19 protein-coding genes and 1 pseudogene are annotated in these 19,395 nt (G+C 64.7%); 10 read left to right on the top strand and 10 right to left on the bottom strand.

Annotated features, from left to right (window positions below):
• The first annotated feature begins 59 nt into the window (after nt 1-59).
• On the top strand, nt 60-1,136 hold the full coding sequence (locus tag NKJ34_RS02530) for a glycosyltransferase (protein ID WP_253736682.1): 1,077 nt from the start codon (nt 60-62) through the stop codon (nt 1,134-1,136).
• Nucleotides 1,137-1,157: 21 nt separating this feature from the next.
• On the opposite strand, the gene NKJ34_RS02525 is transcribed toward NKJ34_RS02530, so the two are convergent.
• Nucleotides 1,158-1,541, bottom strand: a complete 384-nt coding sequence (locus tag NKJ34_RS02525) for a DUF7969 family protein (RefSeq protein ID WP_253736681.1) — start codon at nt 1,539-1,541, stop codon at nt 1,158-1,160.
• Between the two features lie 76 nt (nt 1,542-1,617).
• Nucleotides 1,618-3,261, bottom strand: coding sequence for a HEAT repeat domain-containing protein (locus tag NKJ34_RS02520; RefSeq protein ID WP_253736680.1), 1,644 nt, complete (start codon nt 3,259-3,261; stop codon nt 1,618-1,620).
• Between the two features lie 109 nt (nt 3,262-3,370).
• Between NKJ34_RS02520 and NKJ34_RS02515 the strand changes: the two genes are divergently transcribed.
• The gene (locus NKJ34_RS02515) at nt 3,371-4,219 is read left to right on the top strand and encodes an eIF2B alpha/beta/delta subunit family protein (RefSeq protein ID WP_253736679.1); all 849 of its coding nucleotides are present in this window, start codon (nt 3,371-3,373) and stop codon (nt 4,217-4,219) included.
• Here NKJ34_RS02515 and NKJ34_RS02510 read toward each other — a convergent pair.
• Complete coding sequence (locus NKJ34_RS02510; RefSeq protein WP_253736678.1) at nt 4,216-4,398, bottom strand: hypothetical protein; 183 nt, start codon at nt 4,396-4,398, stop codon at nt 4,216-4,218. The genes NKJ34_RS02515 and NKJ34_RS02510 overlap by 4 nt on opposite strands.
• Nucleotides 4,399-4,494: 96 nt before the next feature.
• Nucleotides 4,495-5,052 carry an archaellin/type IV pilin N-terminal domain-containing protein gene (locus NKJ34_RS02505; RefSeq protein WP_253736677.1) on the bottom strand — a complete coding sequence of 186 codons (558 nt, stop codon included), beginning with the start codon at nt 5,050-5,052 and terminating at the stop codon, nt 4,495-4,497.
• 221 nt (nt 5,053-5,273) lie between these two features.
• Between NKJ34_RS02505 and NKJ34_RS02500 the strand changes: the two genes are divergently transcribed.
• From NKJ34_RS02500 to NKJ34_RS02485, 4 genes are all read left to right on the top strand, one after another.
• Entirely contained in the window at nt 5,274-6,146 is an 873-nt protein-coding gene (locus tag NKJ34_RS02500) for a hypothetical protein (RefSeq protein ID WP_253736676.1), read from the top strand.
• Between the two features lie 93 nt (nt 6,147-6,239).
• Nucleotides 6,240-6,992 carry a competence/damage-inducible protein A gene (locus NKJ34_RS02495; RefSeq protein ID WP_253736675.1) on the top strand — a complete coding sequence of 251 codons (753 nt, stop codon included), beginning with the start codon at nt 6,240-6,242 and terminating at the stop codon, nt 6,990-6,992.
• A 118-nt stretch (nt 6,993-7,110) separates the two neighbouring features.
• Nucleotides 7,111-8,187, top strand: a complete 1,077-nt coding sequence (locus NKJ34_RS02490) for a 2,3-butanediol dehydrogenase (protein WP_253736674.1) — start codon at nt 7,111-7,113, stop codon at nt 8,185-8,187.
• A 101-nt stretch (nt 8,188-8,288) separates the two neighbouring features.
• A complete protein-coding gene (locus NKJ34_RS02485) occupies nt 8,289-9,626 on the top strand; it encodes a TIGR00341 family protein (RefSeq protein WP_253736673.1) in 1,338 nt (445 codons plus the stop codon).
• 19 nt (nt 9,627-9,645) lie between these two features.
• Here the strand turns inward: NKJ34_RS02485 and NKJ34_RS02480 are convergent, their stop codons facing one another.
• From NKJ34_RS02480 to NKJ34_RS02465, 4 genes are all read right to left on the bottom strand, one after another.
• Nucleotides 9,646-10,242: a DJ-1/PfpI family protein gene (locus NKJ34_RS02480; protein WP_253736672.1), complete on the bottom strand. Its 597-nt coding sequence runs from the start codon at nt 10,240-10,242 to the stop codon at nt 9,646-9,648.
• Nucleotides 10,243-10,284: 42 nt separating this feature from the next.
• Nucleotides 10,285-12,399: a TRAP transporter permease gene (locus NKJ34_RS02475; protein ID WP_253736671.1), complete on the bottom strand. Its 2,115-nt coding sequence runs from the start codon at nt 12,397-12,399 to the stop codon at nt 10,285-10,287.
• A 128-nt stretch (nt 12,400-12,527) separates the two neighbouring features.
• The gene (locus tag NKJ34_RS02470; protein ID WP_253736670.1) at nt 12,528-13,595 is read right to left on the bottom strand and encodes a TAXI family TRAP transporter solute-binding subunit; all 1,068 of its coding nucleotides are present in this window, start codon (nt 13,593-13,595) and stop codon (nt 12,528-12,530) included.
• Between the two features lie 168 nt (nt 13,596-13,763).
• Entirely contained in the window at nt 13,764-14,198 is a 435-nt protein-coding gene (locus NKJ34_RS02465; protein WP_253736669.1) for a universal stress protein, read from the bottom strand.
• A 216-nt stretch (nt 14,199-14,414) separates the two neighbouring features.
• Here NKJ34_RS02465 and NKJ34_RS02460 point away from each other — a divergent pair, with 216 nt between their 5' ends.
• A complete protein-coding gene (locus tag NKJ34_RS02460; protein ID WP_253736668.1) occupies nt 14,415-14,675 on the top strand; it encodes a hypothetical protein in 261 nt (86 codons plus the stop codon).
• An 85-nt stretch (nt 14,676-14,760) separates the two neighbouring features.
• On the opposite strand, the gene NKJ34_RS02455 is transcribed toward NKJ34_RS02460, so the two are convergent.
• Together NKJ34_RS02455 and NKJ34_RS02450 are read right to left on the bottom strand one after the other, a co-directional pair.
• Complete coding sequence (locus tag NKJ34_RS02455) at nt 14,761-15,969, bottom strand: MFS transporter (protein ID WP_253736667.1); 1,209 nt, start codon at nt 15,967-15,969, stop codon at nt 14,761-14,763.
• Nucleotides 15,970-16,197: 228 nt separating this feature from the next.
• Complete coding sequence (locus tag NKJ34_RS02450) at nt 16,198-16,521, bottom strand: DUF3784 domain-containing protein (protein WP_253736666.1); 324 nt, start codon at nt 16,519-16,521, stop codon at nt 16,198-16,200.
• A 283-nt stretch (nt 16,522-16,804) separates the two neighbouring features.
• On the opposite strand from NKJ34_RS02450, the pseudogene NKJ34_RS02445 reads away from it, so the two are divergent.
• The 3 genes and pseudogenes from NKJ34_RS02445 to NKJ34_RS02435 all read left to right on the top strand — a co-directional run bounded on the left by NKJ34_RS02445 (nt 16,805) and on the right by NKJ34_RS02435 (nt 19,271).
• A pseudogene (locus NKJ34_RS02445) lies at nt 16,805-17,473 on the top strand (BtpA/SgcQ family protein).
• A gap of 359 nt (nt 17,474-17,832) precedes the next feature.
• Nucleotides 17,833-18,228 carry a DUF5805 domain-containing protein gene (locus NKJ34_RS02440; protein ID WP_253736665.1) on the top strand — a complete coding sequence of 132 codons (396 nt, stop codon included), beginning with the start codon at nt 17,833-17,835 and terminating at the stop codon, nt 18,226-18,228.
• The gene (locus NKJ34_RS02435; RefSeq protein WP_253736664.1) at nt 18,225-19,271 is read left to right on the top strand and encodes a tyrosine-type recombinase/integrase; all 1,047 of its coding nucleotides are present in this window, start codon (nt 18,225-18,227) and stop codon (nt 19,269-19,271) included. Before NKJ34_RS02440 ends, NKJ34_RS02435 begins: the two co-directional genes overlap by 4 nt.
• Nucleotides 19,272-19,395 lie beyond the last annotated feature (124 nt).

Genomic DNA, 19,395 nt, shown 5'->3' with positions numbered 1-19,395 from the left:
CTCGGAACTGTCTCGGTAGATGTAAAACCCGCGCCGACAATACGGACACAGAGACTTGAATGAATATCGGGTTCTTCACCGACAGCTACTTTCCGGGGATCGACGGGGTCACCTACACCATCAAAGCGTGGCGCGAGCGGTTGGAAGCCCGCGGCCACGAGGTGTACGTCGTCTACCCAGCGAGTAGCCACGACCCCGACGACCACGAACTCCCCGTTCGATCCCTCCCCAACCCCTTCTACAGCCAGTACCGGCTGCCGATCTACCGGTCGCTGTCGACGCTTCCCGATCTCGATGTCGTCCACTGCCACGGGCCGGCGACCACCGGGCTGTTGGGCCGGCGCTACGCCGCGGAACACGACGTGCGGTCGGTCTACACCCACCACACCCCGATCGAGGACTACCTGATTCAGGCGCTGCGGGTCGAGGAACTCTCCCAAGCGATCGGCAAGTTGTACGTCGCCTACGAAAACCGGTTCCTCCAGTCGTTCGACTGCGTAACCGCCTCGACCTCCCGGATCCGACGGGACGTCGAACACACCCAGTTACCGGTCGGCATCGAGACCGAGACCTTCCAGCCACAGTCCGACTCGCTGTTCGAAGACGACAATCCGATCATCGGCTACAGCGGCCGGATGAGCGCGAAAAAGAACCTCGACGAGGTGGTCCGGTTCGCCGAATCGGCCCCCGAATACCGGTTCGTGCTGGTCGGCGAGGGGCCCGCCCGCGAAGGGCTCGAACGCGCAGCCCCCGACAACGTCGAGTTCCACGACTTCATGCCGCGGGAGCGGTTGCCGACCTTCTACTCCTCGCTGGACGTCTTCGTCACCGCCTCGACCTGCGACACGCTCGGCCTGTCGACGCTGGAGGCCAACGCCTGCGGGACGCCCGTGGCGGCCGCCGACGTCCAGCCGTTCGACGAGACCATCGGCCCGGAGAACGGTGCGCGCTTCACCTACGGCGACCTCGACGACATGCGGCGGGCGATCAGCGAGTGTCTGCTCGAACCGAAGCCGACCCGCGAGGCCGTCGAGCCCTTCTCCGTCGACCGGACGGTCGACCAGCTCGAATCGATCTACGGAGTCGAGACCGCCGACGAGTCGCCCGATCGGATGCCGGCCCCTGCCCCGCCGTAGCCGGCCGGACTCGCTTTTCGCCTACCAGAAACCGCCCGGTCCACCCGACCCGCTGGGGCCGCCGGGGCCCGTGGGCCCCCGCGTCGACCGCGGGCCCTCGCCGGCGATCTCGACCTGCTCGCTCGGCGTTCTGGGGTCGAGCTCCCGGCCGTCCTCGAACTTGACGAAGCTGAGATAGAACGTCTCCCCGCAGCCCTCGCCGTCGTTTTTCAGGGTGCCGTCCTCGCCGCAGACGAACCGAACGCCGTCGACGTCCTCGCGGTCTTCGAAGGGCTCGTCGGGCGCGACGTAGCGCCACCCCTCGAAGGGGAACGGTGTCACCGCCTTATCGGCGAGATACCCCTCGCGTTCGAGTTCGACCAGCGCCTCGCAGTGTGGGCAGTAGTAGGTGACCGGATATCCCATACCCCATACAGGGGGTCGACGGGCATATGATGTGCGGTCGGCCGAACCGCGGTCGAGGCGGCGATCGGGCCAGCGATCACTCGATCCGGTCGAGGGCCCACGCCGCCCGCGCGCGAACCGCCTCGCTGGGGTCGTCGTAGCGGTGTTCGGTCAGCGGTTCGGTGGCCTCGGCGGCCTCACAGTGGCCGAGCACCCAGCAGGCGTGGACACGGCTCCGGGTCCAACTGTCCTCCAGCAGTTCGATCAGTTGGGGGACGGCATCGTCGACGCGCTCGGGGAGCGAGGCGGCGATCCGGGCCAGCGCGCCGGCGGTGTTCGACCGGACGGTTGGATCGGCGTCCGCCAACAGGGGTGTGATCTCGTCGGTGTAGGGGGCGACGTCCCGCGGGAACTCCTGGGCGATATCGCCCAACACGCCGACCGCGTTGCCGCGGAGTTCGGGGTCGAACGCGGTCAGTTGATCGGCCAAGATCGGGACGACCGGGGTCGCGGCGTCGGGGTAGACCGACGTGACGTGGCCCAGCGCCGCCGTACAGCTGATCCGGTAGGGATCGTCGTCGGCATCGAGCAACGAACACAGCTGTGGGACCAGCGGGCGGATCTCCTCGGGGAACGATTCGGCGATCACGCTCACCACGGCGAGGGCCTGCCGACGGGCCCGAGTCGGGGTCGGCGATAGCAGCGAGGCGATAGCGGGGGTGGCGTCGATCGCCGCCGCCGGCTCGTGTTCGGCGACCGCCAGCAGGAACTCCGTGACTGCGGCGTTCAAAAGCGAGTTTTGGGCGTCAAGTTCGGCGGTGATCTGCGGCGTAAGCTCGACGACAGCGTCGGGGTACTGATCGGCGACGGTCGCCAGACTCCGAACGGCGTACAGCCGGATCGGCCGGTCGTCGTCGAGCCGATCGGCCAGCCGGTCGACCGCCGCCAGCCCGACCTCGGGGCGCTCTTCGATCACCGAACTCACCGTCCGGATCGCGTCGTACCGCACGTCGCCGTCGTCGACCGCGACCAGCGGCCACAGCGCCTCGGGGTCCAGCAGGCCGGGGGCGACCGCCGCGAGCTGTCGGTAGCGGTCGACCCGCTCGGCCGGCGACCCCTCGTCGAGGGGCGGCAGGGCTGCCTGCGGGACGACCTCGATGGCGTCGATCTCGGGCAGCGCCACGCGGATCGTCCGCGGGCTGGCCTCGACGGTCGTCAGCTCGTAGGTCGGCGGCGCGGTCAGCCCGACGGCGGCCGCCGGCAGCCGGGTCGGGCCGGCGACCGGTGTCTCGCCGGCGGGCGCGTGGCCGTCGGCGAGGACGCGAAAGGCCGCCGACCCGTCGAACTGCGAGAAGAAGCGCTCCAGCGCCGCCGCGGAGTCGGCGACCGTCCGGATCTGCATCGGCTCGCCGGTCGGTCCGGGAGCGAACCACGAAAGCGGCTCGCCGTCGCTGTCGGTGTGCCGACGTCGACACTCGTGGGCGGAGTCACAGCCGATCGCGTCCCGCATCGTCCGGTGGCCGACGGCGGTCGGCCGCGCGGCGTCGACGGTGTACGTTCGCCAACACGTGTGGCCGTCGATGAAGACGGGGTTCGGCTCGCCGCTGTCGGCCGGCCGGCCGGCGGCGGTCTCGGCCCGACCGTCGCAGGCGCGACACACCGGGTTGGGGATCCGCTCGGCGTCCGGCCGCCCGACGGCGTCGCCACAGATGCTACAGCGCGGCTGTCGGGACGTCGGCATCGAAGGCATCGCGGTGGGTATCGGTGACAGGGGCCAGCGTTTCAAAAACCTTCCGTGGTGGCCGAAGCAGGCCCGGAACACATTTCTGCCGAGGGAAGAACGTTCGTGTATGATTGACGAAACCGTCGAGGAGATCCAAGGCATGCAGAGCCACAGCTCCTCGCTGATCGCTATCAAGGCGACGGAGGCGCTCGCGGAGCTGTTGGACCGGGAGTACGCCTCCGTCGAGGAGTTCGAACGCGACCTCCAGCGCAACGCGGGGGCGCTCCGCCGGGCCAACCCCTCGCATGCCTCCCTCCACAACGCCGTCCGAGCGGTCGAACGCTCGGTCATCGACGTCTCCGACAGCGTCGACGAGGCCAAGTCGTTCACCCGCGAGATGATCGACCGCGTGGTCGACGACATCGAAACGGGCAAGCGCCGGGCGGCCGCCAACGCCGCCGAAACGTTCGAGGACGGCGAGACCTTTCTGACCCACGACTTCTCGACGACCGCGCTGGCTGCGGTCGAAGCCGCTGCGCTCGACGGCAACTATCTGACCGCCTACGTGATGGAGGCCCGTCCGCGCTACATCGGCCGGGGGACCGCCCGGATGCTGGCGGCGATCGACCGGGTCGAGCCGCATCTGATGGTCGACAGCGCGCTGGGCCATTTCCTCTCGGAGTGCGACCGCGTCGTCATCGGCATGGACTGTATCGTCGACGACACCCTCTACAACCGGATTGGCACGCTCCCGCTGGCGGCGACCGCCAACGAACTCGGCGTCCCGGTCGTCGTCGTCGGCTCGGGGGCGAAAGTCATCGAGGAAGGGTTCGCCTTCGAGAACCAACACCGCTCGGCGTCGGAGGTCATGCTCGAACCCGTCGAGGGGATCGACATCGAGAACCCCGCCTACGACGCGACGCCCGTCGAGTACATCGACCAACTCATCACCGAAACCGGCATCCACGAGTTCTAGCGCCAGTTGTAGGACCGCCCGCGGAGCACGCGGACGGTTAAAAACCCGAGTAGGCCCATCGCCATGAACACGAAGATCGTGATGGCGTCTTCGAGGAGGCCGACCGACGACAGCACCAGGCCGACGACCAGAATCATGAGACTGGCAATAGCGATCTCGGTTGCAGTCGCCTCAACCATAGCTCCCACTCCCAGCGGTCGGGAAAAACCGTTTCGGTTCCCCCGGAGTCGCCGCTGACCGGCCGAACACGCCGCAAAAACGTTTCCTCGGGCTGCTTAGAGTTTGACTGCCTTTCGGTCGACCAGCGAGTCGGGGACGCGGAGTTCCTTGATCGTCGAGGCGCCCGCGGCGGTCGTCAGCGTCAGGGTGACGCTGTCGCCGCCGTCGAGTTCGCCGCCGATCGCGGAGTCGTTGAACGTCAGCCTGTAGCGATCACCGCGGTCGGTGATCACGTTATCGTTGGTCTCCGAGGTGATGTTGGTAATGTCGGTGTTACCGTCGGCCAGCATGACGTCGGTGTTGACCGCGTCGTCGGTCACGAACTCGTAGGTCACGTTGGCGAGATCGATATCACCCGCGCCCGCGGCCTTCGTCACCGTGACGTTAACCTCGTCGATCGTCTCGCTGCCCGTGACGTTGCCGGTCGCGCTCTGGATCTGGATCCGGTCGCTGACCTGCTGTTGTGTCTCCTGCCCGGTTGCTTCGGCCTGCGTCTGGAGGAGTCCGGCCGTGTTGATCAGTACGCCTGCTGCAATCGCCGCCACCAGGACCATCGCGATGAACACGATCAGGGTACCGATCCCGACCTGGCCTCTCGTTTCGTTGTTGAACATAGGTATCTTACCTGTGCTTGCCCACAGGCACTACCTGACGTATCTGCTGGCCATAATTAAACAACACCTCCAAAATATCTATTTTGATAAAGTGTTATAGGTTTTTCATAATCTGTTCATGAAAACTATTCGCCACGTCGGACACGGTTCCGGCGGGTGCCGGTTCGAGCCGCCGGTCGAGCGGCCGGTTTTATGTTTCGGTCGGTCATAGAGAATTTTAGATGCAGCATCACTCGGTGATCGGATGGGGGCTGGTGGTCGTCGGCGTCCTGCTCGGCGCGCTGCAGGGGGTGGAGTATCTCTGGGTGTCGGCCCCTTCGACGGCGCTGGCGTTCAGTACGCTGCCGTTCGTGTTGGTCGCGGCGGCGATCGCCTACACCGGCCTGACGATCGCACGCCGGTCGGCCTACGAGGGGTATGCCGCGCTGATCGTCGCGTGGGGGGTCGGCGGGGCCGTCGGCTTCGTCGCCGTCTTCGTCCTCGCGACCGCCACGAGTCCGCAGGCTGGGTCGGCACTGCTGTTCGGGGCCGTCGACGCCGGGAGCGCCGGCGGGCTCGCCGGGCTGCTCGTCGGGCTGTACGACGTCGAGAGCCGCCGAACGCTTTCGACGGTCGAGCGGTTCGCCGAGCGGCTCGATGGGCTGAACACCTACGGTAAGGTACTCAACCAGTCGCCCGACATCGAATCCGTGAGCGCCCTCTGTGTCGAAGTCGTCGAGTTCGTCCTCGGCGGCGACGGCGGACTGTTCGTCACGACCGACGGCGAGCGGATCTCTGTCGTCGACACCACCCTGCCGGACGTCGACCCCGAGGGCGCTCTCGGGGAGGCGGTGGCAGCGGTAGCCGACCACGAACCGCTGGAGACGGTCACCGACGAGGCGGGGTTCGCGGGCGTCCGCAACGACCAGCCGGGGTCGACGCTGGCGGTCCGGATCCCCTACGGGGACGGGTCGGCGATGTTGTTTGCGGTGTACTACGACGTCGACAGCCCCGACGAGGAACTCGTCGACCCCTTCGAGATCCTCGCGGCCCACGCCGCGACCGCCCTCTCGTCGGTCGAAGCCCGAGCCGGCGGGTCGACCGCCGAGCACTGATACCGGGCTCGATGCCCGCGGGCTCCGGTGCCGGCGGGCCGATGCTGTTCCCGAGTCACAAGGGCTATTGGCCATCCAGCCGTCAGACGACCAATGGAGGTCGCCCTGATCACCGTCGGCGACGAACTGCTCTCCGGGGACACGGTCGACACCAACGCGACCTGGTTGGCCGACCGACTCACCGACCGCGGCGTGGCGGTCGGACGCATCCTCTCGCTGCCCGACGACCGCGAGACGATCGCCGATCACGTCGCCGACTACAGCGCCCTGTTCGACCGCGTGATCGTCACCGGCGGCATCGGCGGCACGCCCGACGACGTAACCATGGAGGCGGTCGCCGACGCCTTCGACCGGGAGCTGGCGGCCTCGGCGCTGACCCGCGAGGCCGTAGACCAGCGACTGGCCGAGCTCAAACAGCGGCTCCCCGACCGCGACCTCGCTGTCGACCGCGAGGCCGAGGCGGCGATTCCGGCAGGGAGCCGACCGCTCATCAACGAGGCCGGACTTGCTCCGGGCTGTGTCGTCGACGACGTCTACGTGCTGCCCGGGATTCCCGGCGAACTGAAGGCGATGTTCGACTCGGTCGCCGACGAGTTCGCCGGGGACCGCCGCTCCGAGTTCATCTATACGGTCGAGCCGGAGGCCAACATCGTGTGGGCCTTAGAGGAGGCGATGGATCGCTTCGAGGTAACCGTCGGCTGTTATCCCGACCGGGAGGCCGACCACAACCGGCTGAAGCTCACTGCGACCGACGACACGGAGTTGGCCGACGCCACGGACTGGTTGCTGTCGAACATCAACGCGAGCGAGACCCCCGTCTCGCGCGAGTGGGTCGACGACGCCTGATAGAGACGACCGTTCAGTCAAACACACGCCGTTACATGGGTGAGTATACTGTACTCTGTGAATTATCAGCCGGCGTGAGATGGTGTTTATCTATAACTAAAGATAATTATAGTGCGCTATGCAAGCAGCAACATACCATGGACGGAAGGACATCCGCGTCGAGGAGGTAGCCGAGGGAACGGTCGGTGCCGAGGAGGTCCGGATCGACATCGACTCCTGTGGCATCTGTGGCTCCGATCTCCACGAGTACACCGCCGGACCGATCTTCGTCCCGGAGGGCGACCCCCACCCCGTCTCCGAGGAGAAAGCGCCGATCAGAATGGGCCACGAGTACAGCGGCATTATCGCCGAAGTCGGCGACGACGTGACCGGTTTGGCCGTCGGCGATGCCGTCGCCGTCAATCCCATCCTCTACTGCGGCGAGTGTCGACAGTGCCACGAGGGCAACTACCACATCTGCGATTCGATCGGCTTTATCGGCCTTTCGGGCGGCAACGGCGGGTTCGCCGAGAGCGCGGTCGTCGACGCCGAACACGCCGTCCCGCTCGGCGACGACGTCCCCGTCGAACACGGCGCGCTGGTCGAACCGCTCAGCGTGGCGCTCCACGCGGTCCGCCGCTCCGGCCTCCAGGCCGGGGATGCGGTCGCCGTCTTCGGCAGCGGCCCCATCGGTCTGGCGGTCATCCAGTGTGCCCGCGTGGCCGGCGCGGGGACGATCTTCGTCTCCGAACCCCGCGAGGCCCGGCGCAAACGCGCGGCGGACTGTGGGGCGGCGGAACTCATCGACCCGATGTCGACCGACCCCGTCGAGTACATCCAGGACCACACGAACGGCGGCGCGGACGTCACCTTCGAGGTCGCGGGCGTCGAACCCTCGTTCAACGCGGCCGTCGGGAGCACCGCGCCGGGTGGCCGGACGACCGTCGTGAGTATCTGGGAGGAGGAGATCAGCACACACCTCAACACCCTCGTCCTCGGCGAGCGGACCGTGACCGGAACCCTCGCCTATCTCGGCGGGCCGCGGTCGACCGAGGAGTACGGCATGGTGATCGAGATGTTCGCCGACGGCCGCCTCGACCCCGAGCCGTTCATCACCGGTCGGATCGGCCTCGAAGAACTCGTCGACGGCGGGTTCGACCGACTCATCGACCCCGACAGCGACCACGTCAAGATCCTCGTCAAACCCGATCAGTAGTCGCTCGCTCCGGCCAGTTCCATCGACCGAGACAGTCCGTCCCGTCGACCACTCACTCGCTTCGAACTAGAACTACCGGGTTGGTGGCCGACTCGTCGGCCATGCGTTATCTCGAAATCACGATCCCCGAGGGGCGTCGGCGGGCCGTCCTCGACGTGCTCGACGACGCGGGCGTCGACTACGTGATGAGCGACGAGACCAGCGGCGAACGCTACAGCGACGTCGTCCGGTTTCCGCTGCCGAACCGGGCTGTCGAACCGGTTCTCGACGACTTGGCAGCTGCCGATATCCAGGACGCTCGCGTGGTTGTCGTCACCGCCGAGACCGTTATCTCCGAGGAGTTCGACGCCGTCCGCGACCAGTACAGCGGTGGCGGAGCCAAAGGCCAGCGCACGTCTCGGCAGGTGCTCCGGACGAAAGCCGACGAGTTCACGCCCGCCTTTTCGACCTACCTCGTCATGCTGTTGATCAGCGCGGTCGTCGCAACCGCCGGACTGCTTGGCGATTCGCCCGCCGTCGTCGTCGGCTCGATGGTGATCGCGCCGCTGCTCGGTCCGGCGCTGGCCGCCAGCATCGGGATCGTCACCGGCGACGACGACCTCCGGCGGGAGGGATTCGTCTATCAGTTCGTCGGCGTCGCCGTCGTAATCGCCGCCTCGGTCGGCCTCGGCCTGATCGCCCGGCTGGCGGGGTTTGAGCCCGGCGGCGTCGACATCGTCGTCGTCGCCGAGTTGGAAGAACGGGTCTCGCCGAACCTCCTTTCGATCCTGGTCGCGCTTGGGGCCGGAATTGCCGGCATTCTGAGTCTCACCCGTGGCTTCTCGGAGGCGATTGTCGGCGTCATGATCGCCGCCGCCCTCATCCCGCCGTCGGCGGCGGTCGGCATCACCGCCGCGTGGGGGATGGACGGGGCGACACTCGGGGCGTTCACGCTGGTCGTGGTTAACCTGCTGTCGATCAACGCCGCCGCACTGGTGACGCTGTGGGTCGCGGGTTACCGCCCGCAGGGGCTGTTCGAGGTCTCGCCCACACGCCGGTCGACGCTGACCTACGCGACGATCTTCGGCGTCGGCCTGCTGGTGTTGGCAGCCCCACTGGCGAGCGTCACGCTGTTGGAGTTCCGGACGACCGAGATGGAAGCCAGCGCGGAGCAAGCCGTCGCGGCGGTGCTCGAAGATCCGCAGTACGACGGCTACGAGGCCGACGAGATCGCGGTCGTCCTCGACGACGACTACCCGGTGCGGTCGGTCGACCGTATCGTCGTCACCGTCAGTAGTCAGCAGTCCAGTCCGAACTCGGCGCTCACCGACGACATCTATACGGCCCTCACCGACCGAATCGGCGAGCCGCTCCGCGTCGAAGTCGAGTACACCGTCTCCGAGGAGCGCGGCCGACAGTCCGACGAACAGGGGATCATCGATACGGCTCCCGAGCCGTGAGGCCGACAGCGGCGGCTCGCTACCGGTAGACCGCCGCCTCGACCGGGTCGTACTCCATCCGTGTCGCCACGGTCGCGGCAACTTCGTCGCCGAACTCCCGGCCGACGAGGTGAAACGCGAGATCCAGCCCGGCGGTGACGCCGCCGGCGGTCACGACGTCGCCGTCGTCGACGACCCGCGCGTCGACGAGTTCGGCACCGGACGCTTCGAGTTCATCTCGCGCGCTCGCGTGCGTAGTCGCTCTTCGACCGTCGGTTACCCCGGCGCGAGCCAGCAGCATCCCGCCGGTACAGACCGCCGCGAGGTCGACGCCCCGCTCGTGGAGCCGGGCGATCGCCTCGGGGAGATCGCCGTCTTCGGCTTCGGCCCACGCGCCGGTCTCGCCGCGGGCTCCCCACTGGCCGCCGGGCACCACCAGCAGGTCGGGGTCGAGGTCATCCAGCCGGTCGTCGACGCCGATCCGGAGCCCGTGGCTGGCTGTAATCTCGTCGGCCGCCAGTGTGCAGAGCCTCACGTCGAGATCCGCGCCAGCCTGTCGGGCGTTGTCGAAGACCTCGAAGGGGGCGACGGCGTCGAGTTCGTCGACGCCGTCGAAGACGACGATAGCGATCTGCATGGCTGTGCTCGGCTGGGTGTCGAAAAAAGGGTTCCGCCGGTGTTACTCGGTGTCAGGCTCGACCGATGGGGTCGTCGACCCGCCGGACGAACCGACGAGGTTGCGAACGTTTGCAACCGGGTTCGGTTTGCCAGTGATCGTCTGGATGACGTACATCGCGATGATGGCCGCGAACGCCCCGAACTGAACGAGCCGCGAGGGGTGGACCATCGTCACGATCCCGAGGGCGAAGAAGGCGACACCGGCACCGAGCGAGATCGCCTTGCCGAAGCCGAAGCGGTAGTTGATGCCGTGGATCACCGCGATCGCGCCGATCATCGCCAGCGATCCCGAGACCAGCGTCTGGGTGCCGAACTCCGCCGAGACGACTTCCGGATGGTAGACGAAGACGAACGGCAGGATGAACAGCGGCGCGGAGATCTTGATCGCCTCCAGACAGCTCTTCCAGAAGTCCGCCCCCGCGATCCCGCAGGCCACCGCCACACAGGTCGCGATCGGCGGCGTCAGCCCTGCGAGGATCGCCGCGTAGAACACGAAGAAGTGGCTCGCGAACTGCGGCAGCAGGAACTGGTTGGTCAGCGTCGGTGCGATCAGTAAGGCGACGATCGTATACGAGGCGGTCGTCGGCATGCCGAGCCCGAGGATGATACAGATAATCATCGCCAAGATCGCCGCGACCAGCAGGATACCGCCCGACAGATCCATCAGGGTCAGCGAGATCTTGGTCGGCACGCCGGTCGCGGTGAGGATGTCGACGACGCCGTTGATCGCCGCCAGAATGATCGTCACCGGCGCGAGGACGATAACCCCTTCACGCATCCCGTTGAGCGTCTCCCAGACGCTCCGGAGGGCGGATTCGCCCGGCGTCTCGTCGTGGACGCCCGTCAGCGACTGCAGCATCGGGATGATCGTCCCGGTCGCAACCATCGAGACCGCCGTGTACAGCGCGGCGGTCATCACGGTGACCTGGACGATGCCCAGCAGGTAGATGAGGATGGCAAGCGGCAGACCGTATTTGACGAGCTCGGTGAGGAACTCGCTGCGCGGCATCGCGTCCTGGATCAGGATCTCGGGGTCGACATCGTCCAACTGCGGCACTGAGACGTAGTGGACCGCGATGGCGATCGTCACCACGAGGATCGCCGCCGGGATCAGCCCTGCGACGATCACGTCGGCGTAGGTGACGCCCGTAATGAGCGACGCCATAATGAATGCTGCCGCGCCCATGACCGGCGGCAGCACTTGGCCGGAGGTCGAGGCGACCGCCTCGATTGCCCCGGCGGTTTCGGGTTTCATCCCGTTGCGTTTCATCAGCGGAATCGTGAACGAGCCGGTCATTCCGGCGTTTGCGGTCTGGCTGCCGTTGACCGAGCCGATAACCGCGCTTGCCAGCACCGCGGTTTGGGCGATCCCCGAGTCGATGTAGCGGGCCGACCGGAACGCCAGCCGCATGATGAGGTCGAACGCCCCGTAGGACTTCAGGAAGCCCGCATATAGCAGGAACAACGCGATCCACGCGGCGACGAGCTGGGTCAGGAAGCCGAAGAAGCCGTCGACGCTGATGACGAGCGTCCGCAGGATTCGCTCCCACGTGAGCCCGCCGTGTGAGAGCGCCCCCGGTGCGAACGCCCCGTAACGGCCGTACAGAATGCCGACGAAGATCACCGAGAGGAACGTCAGACCGAAGGATCGCCACGTCAGGTAGATGATGACGAACGTGAACACGATCGCCATGATGTACTCGTTGGTGGTTGCCCGGCCGAGGTTGGAGACGTACAGATCCTGGAAGTTCGTCGCGATGTAGGTGATCGTCACCAACACATCGAGCGCCGAAAACGTCAACAGCCCGGCATGGAGTCGATTCCCGGGGCCGTAAGCCTTCTTCAAATCCTCGATGATGTGTCCGCGGCCGCCGCCCGCCATATCCATGAGTTCCGAGAGGACGTACAGTTCGAGGACCCCACCGAGGAAAATCACCCCGTAGAAGGCACGTGCCCACGTCTGGTCCCATGCGTACCAAATAATGACCGCCCAGAACGGGAGCGAACACAGGATCAGCAGGTTCCGCAGCGAGAACGTCTCTGCATCCCCTGGCTGTTCGGTATCGAACCCAATGTCGGTGTCGGTCTCAGTCGACTCGTCGGTTGTATCACTCATAATTGGTCGATCCGTGTTTCTATTAGGTCACGCTGCCCGTTCGACCGGTACGTATCTCTTTGCATACTGTGTGGTTGAAATATAGGTTGGTCGTGTGTGTCGCTACGCCTCGGAGCGCTGGAATCGCGCTACTCGTTGGTCTCGCCGCGTGTCCACTCGTCGTTCCAGGCGTCGTTGGCCTCCCAGTAGTCGGCGACACCGGGGTGGACCTCCAGATCGGGGATGACTGCCTCGGTCATCGAGTCGACGCCCGAGTGGTCGAGGGCCGTCGGGTCGGCGTCTCGGATCGTATCGCCGTGTTCGGCCGAGAGCCGAGCGACTTCCTCGGTTGCGGCCGCGGGCACGTCCGGACCGAAGGCCCACTGACCGGCCAGCACCCACGAGGTAGTCGTGTCGGTGATGCCGGTGACGTCCTGTTCCCAGCCGTAGGGTTCGAGCGTCTTCTTGAGTGCGCCCGGCGTCGCGTCGATGGCGTCCTCGAAGTTCTGGTCGACCTCCATGAGGTTGAGGTTGCCACCACTGCGGACGTCGACTTCCTGAACCCAACTGGAGAGCTCCGCGCCGTTGGCCCCGTAGACACACAGCGCGTCGACCCGGCCTTCCTCGACAGCGCCCGGAATGTCGCTGGTGTTGGAGTTGTTGATCTCGTTGTTCTCCCACAGCCCCGCCTCTTTGATGATCTCCTCGGTCAACAGCCGGGTCCCGAAGCCGGGCTGGATCGGGTAGATCGTGTAGCCGCCGTCCTGAAGATCGGCGGTCGACTCGATGCCCGAGTCCTCCATCGCGACCCAGTGCATCTCGAGGTTCGTGAACACGAACCCTTGCATCGGCAGCGAGTCGACGGGGTCCTCCGCGAACGGCCCCTCCTCGTTCATCGCCTTCGACAGCGAGTTGTTGTCGACACCCATACTGGAGATGTTGCCGCCATCGAACTCGTAGAGGTTCGCTGTCCAGCCGTCGGTGACCTGCACCGAGATGTCGAGGATGTCGCTGTGCTGGCTCGCCGCACGGGCCAGCGCCTGTCCGGCCTGCTGGGTCGAACTCCCCGATGACGTGCCACCGATGGAGATCTGGTAACTCTCACCGTCTCCATCGCCATCGCCACCGCCGCCGCCGGTACAGCCTGCGGTCGTGATGACCCCAAGCGTTGCAGCACCTTTGACCATGTCACGACGGCTGAGGTTTCGTTCTGTCATGAACGTTTTACCTATTTTCGAATGTCAGTATAAACCTAACGTTTGGAGATAAAAGTCATAGGCGAATTAATGTATTAACGCATTGTATATACGTGTCGTCGTCATACGTTAAGAATACTGAATACTATTGTGTCCAACATAGTCACTGGTGTTCGGCAAGCCGAACTGCTATCCGGCGACGATCACCGGCCGTTCGCCCTGCAGGATGACGCCTTGGGTGACGCTCCCGAAGACGGCCTTGCCGACCGGCGTTCGGCCGCGACCGGCGATGAGGACCGCATCGGCGTCGAGTTCGTCGGCGGCCTCGATGATCCGGTCGGTCGGCGTTCCCTGTGTTTCGACGATGTCGACCGGGATGCCGTCGGCTTCGAGTTCGTCGGCGGCTCGTTCGATCGTCACTGGGAGCCCTTGCAGATCCCCGATGGACTCGTTGATCGATTCGATGACCGATTTCCCCGCCTCGTCGGGCACCGTGTCGACCTCCTCGTGAACGTAGAGGACAGTCACGGTGAGTTCGTCGTCTCCCGGCAGCGTCCGTAGCGTCGACAACTGTTTGTCGAGCCGATCCTCATCGCCGTCGACCGGTAGCAGCACGTGGTACATAAGCCGAGGTCTATCACGATATATAATATATGTTTCGAGAGCGTAGCATAGTGAAAAATTGACAACAGAAAGCCGTCCGACGACGGACCCGTTCGGCCGGCCGTCGAAACGCCGCTCGCATACCGCGGTTGTTCGGGTCCCGCCGGGTCGGTCGACGGCTAGTATCTCGGCGGTCGACTCACCGACCACATCGAACCCGACCGCGGGCTGACGGCGATGCTCGGCGTCCTCACGGGTATCGCCGTCGTGTTCGTCCCGCTGGTCGAAACCGGGATCGAGGATCTGTTGGTCGGAAGCTTCGTCCCCGGGGTCGCGCTGTTCTCCATCCAACCGCTGTCGCAGGCGACGATCGCGAAATACTCGCTGCCGGGGTCCCGTGGCCTCTGCTTCGGCTACACCTACCTCGCGATCTTCGGGATCGGGGCTCTCTGCGCGGCGATCACGGGGACGGTGCCACCTGCGGCTCGACCTCGGTGATGTTCCTCGCCCTCGCTGGGTTCTCGCTGATCGGGCTCACGCTGGGGGGTGTGCTGCTGCGTCGACAGCCCTCCGAGAAGTCGGGTTAGTCCTGCGGGTCGGTCGCGCCGACGGCCGCCTCGGACTGGGTCGGCGGCTCGGTTCGGATCACCCGGACGATAAACAGGGTCGCCAACAGCGACAGCCCCGCGAGCATCCCCCAGCTGGCTCGGTAGCTAACCGCGTCGGCCAGATAGCCGAACGTCGGCGGGGCAACGAGCGCCCCGGCGACCAACGCGAGCTGGCCGCCGCCGGTCGCGCTGCCCATCTCCTCGGCGGGCACCAGCGTCGCCAGACACGAGAAGTAGATCCCGGTAAATCCCAGTGCGAAGAAGCCGACCCCGACGAACAACGCCGCCGCCAGCAGCCGATCCTCGACGAGGCCGACGGCGACGAACAACACCGCGCTGGCGGCGGCTTGGACGAGCAGGATCGTCGCGATCCGCTGGCGGGGGTCGCCCGGCAGCACGTCGCTCAGCCAGCCGGTGACCACGCGGCCAGCGCTGCCCGAGACCTGGATCGCTGCGAGGACGAACCCGCCGAAGGCGACGGTCGCGCCGACCGACTCGTTGATGTAGATGATCGTGTAGCCGGTCGTCGTAAACAGCCCCGCACCGAGACAGACGCCAGCCACTGTCAGCGACAGATAGGGGGTGTTCTGCAGGAGGGTGCGGTACTCGGGGTACTCCGTATCGCCGTCGACGGGTTGGCCCCGGTAGGCGAACCAGAAGACCGCGGCGATGGCGAAGCCGGCGACTGCGGCGACGTAGAACCCGGCTTCCCAGAACAGCGCTCCGGCGATCGACGTCACCAGCAGCGCGCTCACCCCACTGCCGGCGGTGACACCGACCTGTTTGATGCCGACCGCGAGGTTCTGTCGACCCACGGGGACGTTGTCGAAGATGGCCTTGTTCGTCCCCGGCATCGCCGTTCCGTACAGCGACCCCAGCAGGAACGTGCCGACGAGCAGTGTGGGGTAGGACCACGCCCCGGCGACGGCTACCGAGCCGACCGAGAGGCCGACCAGCCCGACGGTAAGCATTCGGCGCTCGCCGAACCGGTCGGTCATCGCACCCAGCGGGAGCAGGAACGCGGCGTAGCCGAGCGACAGTGCCGTGAGAACCAACCCGACCTGCGCTCCCGAGAGGCCGAACTCGTCGCGGAAGAAGGGTGTCGCAGCGAAGACGGTGTAGTAACAGACGCTCGCCGCGAGTTGCCACAGAAACACGAGTGACAGAATCCGACGGAACCTCATTGGGTCGGAGTCTGTGGAGGACTGTATAAATTCCTCGGTATGCTTGTAATGTGTTTGTAGAAAAACGTATCAATATAAATAATATAATCGTCTAAGGAAAGTCATCACAGCCGATATATGCGCGATAGGAAGGGCCACACAAAATGTGCTTGAGATGAATGTTTTTGTAGCTACAATATATCTGTGTACAGTCGTTGTCACTCTCCGTAGTAACCGCGTGGACGCCAGTTATGTCACGGCGTTCGAAGCGGCGGTATTGAGACGGTAGACGAGTCGACCGACCGCCCCGATTACAGCGGCAGCGAAGAGGAGCCCCAGATAGTTCGGCGGGGTAGTCACGGCTTCCACGACACCCCACGCGACTGTTGCGATCCCGATTCGGAGAATACTGCTTCCGGCGATGTCTGCGGCGACGTCCTCCGGGATCGATAGGGACTGATCGTACCCTGCAATCAGAAACGTCCAGTGCCGGAATTTGATGAGATATCCGATGATCAGGACGACTCCCCCCGTCCCGAAGGCTCCGATCGCCTCGGAAGAGATCCCAACCATACCGGCGGTTTGCGCCCATCATATCTTAAATGATCGCCGCGTTTCTCTCACGGCCACCCACTGATTTTGGTATAGCGATATACGATTTACGAGTCGGAGTCCCGCCGTTTGGTGCACCGTCCCCACCCGTCGACCGAGGGATGTAGGCGACGAAAGCCCACGTAGTCGGCAATGACACACCTGTCCGATACCCCGCGAGTACATCTCGATCCGCTGCCGGGCGCTCAAGGGGCCACAGATGGGTTTGCAATCGTCTTGAGGCAGCCGTCAGGGACGCCAAGGACTGGTCGCAGACGGCGTCGACGGCCTGCTGAGCGAGAACGACGGTGACATTTCGTTTTCCCCCAAGAGCGTCCCGAAACACGCTGTGGCGTCGATGACACGGGTCGGAACTGCCGTGCGCAGCGCCGTCGACTGCCCCGTCGGCGTCGTCCTGCGGAACGACGCCGCGGCTGCGCTCTCGGTTGTGGCGACCCTCGAGACCGAGTTCGTCCGGATCAACCTCCGTATCGGGGCGGCCATCACCGATCGGGCGTGATCGTGAGGCGAGCCCACGAGACGGTACGACTCCGTGAACGACGCGGTGTCGAGACGACGATTCTGCCGCTGTCGAGGTCAAACACGCTGTGTCACTCGCTGCCGATGGATCGCCGATCGAGTTGTCGATCTCGTCGAGCGAGGACTGGCCGATGGAGTGATCGTCAGCGGTGCCGGGGACGGGTGCGGCAGTCGACACCCTCGAACTGGTTGCAGCCGCCCCGCCGACCACGAACGCTCGACGCCGCTTTTCGTCGGTAGTGGTGTCACCACCGACTCGATCGACCGCCTGCTGACAGTGGCCGACGGTGCGATCGTCGACACCGAACTGAAAACGGGTGGCCACTCCACGTATCCGGTCGACGTCGACCGTGTCGAGCAGCTGATGGCTGCCGTCGAGACAGTCCGCACGTAGGTCCGCAACTGTGTCAGAATCCATATCGTTTCTCCGGAAGCGGTGTTCGGGAGCCGACCACAGCTCTTGTTTCGATTGAGTGGTTGTCGGCAACCAATACAAAGCTGCTACTGTCACTGGAGTCGGCTCATCGGTGTGGAGTCGACCGCGACGCCGAGATTTGTTACTATAGAACCACATTTCCGAATACGCTTAGAAAATGATATCGTCTAATATAATAGCAAACATCGAATTTTGTAATTGTATTACAGTCGATATGCAATCAGAGCCCGGTATTATGCGTTAGTAGATCAGCGCATAAGATCCCTTATCACCCGCAGTATAACCAGGTTGAAGTGAGTGTACTGAAAGACTGAACTATGGGCGAAGGGAGCGAAACCGAGCGGTCGACTGTCGTCACGTACGTCCCGGCGTATCAAAAATCAGAATGGAAGGCCCACGCCGAGGAACTCGGGATGAGCCAGGCCGAGTATGTCAGAACGATGGTACAATCGGGGCGAAAGGGGTTCGAACTCGACGACAAACCGGGTGATCTGGAAGGGTCTTCTGACCCCTCTGACCCTGGGGGTAGCGACCTCGAAACACGGGTCCTCGACGTTCTGAATTCGGGTGATCCACACTCGTGGGACGAACTGGTCGAGGCGCTATCGAGCAACTTCGAAGACCGACTGGAGGAGACGCTCGAATCGCTTCAGGACGACAACCGGATTCGATACAGTGGCCGCGAGGGGGGCTACAGGGTGGTCGACCGATGAGTGCGAGCCAGTCGGGCGACGATCCGGCGGACCCCGTTGCCTACTTCCTCGAAGACCTCACCTTCCACGGCAAAACTGAGCGGACTCGCGAAGCCTACGGTCGCGTCCTCCGGCGGTTCGAGTCGTTTCTGGCCGACCGAAGCGGAGAGTCGACCACTCCAGCAGCGGCGACCCACCGGGACTGTATGGCGTGGGTCCACAGTCTCCGCGGGACGGTCGCCGACAGCACGGTCGCCAGCTACGCCGCCTACCTGCATCGATTTTACGCCTACATGACTCAAGTCGGCGTTTTCGAGGCCAATCCGATGACGCTGGTCGTCGAAGAGATGGACGAAACCATCGAGAAGGATCCCCAGCGCCGAGAGATCGGCGTCGACCGAATGCGGACGTTCGTCTCGACGATCCGGCATCCGCTTGACCGGGCGTTGGTTGTCGCGCTGTTGAAAACGGGAATGCGTGTCGGCGAACTCTGTAATCTGGATCTGCGTGATATCGCCCTCGACGATTCAGAGATCGCAGATAGCTTCGAGACCGCTCCCCGGCCACAGCTCGACACGCGACCGGATTCGCTCTACGTCGACAGCGATCCCAGCCGCGGTGCAGTCACGAACGGCGAGGAACGCACCGCCTCGAACAAACGCAAGCGGGCGACGGTGATCCCGGTCGACGCCGAACTCAAAGCCGCGTTGAAGCGGTGGCTTGCGGTGCGACCCGACAGTCAGTCACCGGCCGATCCGCTGTTCGTCTACACGGCGGGCGACTGGGGACAGCGACTTACCCCACGGGCGGTTCGCAACGTTGTCGCGGATCATGCCCGCGAGATGGGGTGGTACCGAACCGGTGGTGATGCCTCCGAAAACGTCACGCCCCACTACTTCCGGCACTTCTTCACGACACACCTTCGAGAGCGAACCGGCGACCGCGGGATCGTCAAATACCTCCGCGGGGATGTCGCCGAAGACATCATCGACACCTACACCCACAACTGGGGCGACCAGGTGCGAGAGACCTACGAGGCGAATATTTATTCGATCAGTCATTGAGTATCCGTTTAAGTACCGTATCGAATTCTACTAGTAGGACCGTCTCAGCCAGGCCATGTAAATCACATATTGCTATATCAATAGCTCCAGTTCGTACACGCGAACCGCGGTCGTCGTACGCCCG

Source organism: Halohasta salina, from assembly GCF_024178165.1.
In the GTDB taxonomy this organism is placed as follows: Archaea; Halobacteriota; Halobacteria; order Halobacteriales; family Haloferacaceae; genus Halohasta; species Halohasta salina.
This window is presented reverse-complemented; position numbering and strand designations above follow the sequence as displayed.

Excerpts from the sequence above, each read along its gene's own strand:
- NKJ34_RS02530 (WP_253736682.1), top strand. The coding sequence starts at position 60 with ATGAATATCGGGTTCTTCACCGACAGCTACTTTCCGGGGATCGACGGG.
- NKJ34_RS02525 (WP_253736681.1), bottom strand. The coding sequence starts at position 1,541 with ATGGGATATCCGGTCACCTACTACTGCCCACACTGCGAGGCGCTGGTC.
- NKJ34_RS02520 (WP_253736680.1), bottom strand. The coding sequence starts at position 3,261 with ATGCCGACGTCCCGACAGCCGCGCTGTAGCATCTGTGGCGACGCCGTC.
- NKJ34_RS02515 (WP_253736679.1), top strand. The coding sequence starts at position 3,371 with ATGATTGACGAAACCGTCGAGGAGATCCAAGGCATGCAGAGCCACAGC.
- NKJ34_RS02510 (WP_253736678.1), bottom strand. The coding sequence starts at position 4,398 with ATGGTTGAGGCGACTGCAACCGAGATCGCTATTGCCAGTCTCATGATT.
- NKJ34_RS02505 (WP_253736677.1), bottom strand. The coding sequence starts at position 5,052 with ATGTTCAACAACGAAACGAGAGGCCAGGTCGGGATCGGTACCCTGATC.
- NKJ34_RS02500 (WP_253736676.1), top strand. The coding sequence starts at position 5,274 with ATGCAGCATCACTCGGTGATCGGATGGGGGCTGGTGGTCGTCGGCGTC.
- NKJ34_RS02495 (WP_253736675.1), top strand. The coding sequence starts at position 6,240 with ATGGAGGTCGCCCTGATCACCGTCGGCGACGAACTGCTCTCCGGGGAC.
- NKJ34_RS02490 (WP_253736674.1), top strand. The coding sequence starts at position 7,111 with ATGCAAGCAGCAACATACCATGGACGGAAGGACATCCGCGTCGAGGAG.
- NKJ34_RS02485 (WP_253736673.1), top strand. The coding sequence starts at position 8,289 with ATGCGTTATCTCGAAATCACGATCCCCGAGGGGCGTCGGCGGGCCGTC.
- NKJ34_RS02480 (WP_253736672.1), bottom strand. The coding sequence starts at position 10,242 with ATGCAGATCGCTATCGTCGTCTTCGACGGCGTCGACGAACTCGACGCC.
- NKJ34_RS02475 (WP_253736671.1), bottom strand. The coding sequence starts at position 12,399 with ATGAGTGATACAACCGACGAGTCGACTGAGACCGACACCGACATTGGG.
- NKJ34_RS02470 (WP_253736670.1), bottom strand. The coding sequence starts at position 13,595 with ATGACAGAACGAAACCTCAGCCGTCGTGACATGGTCAAAGGTGCTGCA.
- NKJ34_RS02465 (WP_253736669.1), bottom strand. The coding sequence starts at position 14,198 with ATGTACCACGTGCTGCTACCGGTCGACGGCGATGAGGATCGGCTCGAC.
- NKJ34_RS02460 (WP_253736668.1), top strand. The coding sequence starts at position 14,415 with ATGCTCGGCGTCCTCACGGGTATCGCCGTCGTGTTCGTCCCGCTGGTC.
- NKJ34_RS02455 (WP_253736667.1), bottom strand. The coding sequence starts at position 15,969 with ATGAGGTTCCGTCGGATTCTGTCACTCGTGTTTCTGTGGCAACTCGCG.
- NKJ34_RS02450 (WP_253736666.1), bottom strand. The coding sequence starts at position 16,521 with ATGGTTGGGATCTCTTCCGAGGCGATCGGAGCCTTCGGGACGGGGGGA.
- NKJ34_RS02440 (WP_253736665.1), top strand. The coding sequence starts at position 17,833 with ATGGGCGAAGGGAGCGAAACCGAGCGGTCGACTGTCGTCACGTACGTC.
- NKJ34_RS02435 (WP_253736664.1), top strand. The coding sequence starts at position 18,225 with ATGAGTGCGAGCCAGTCGGGCGACGATCCGGCGGACCCCGTTGCCTAC.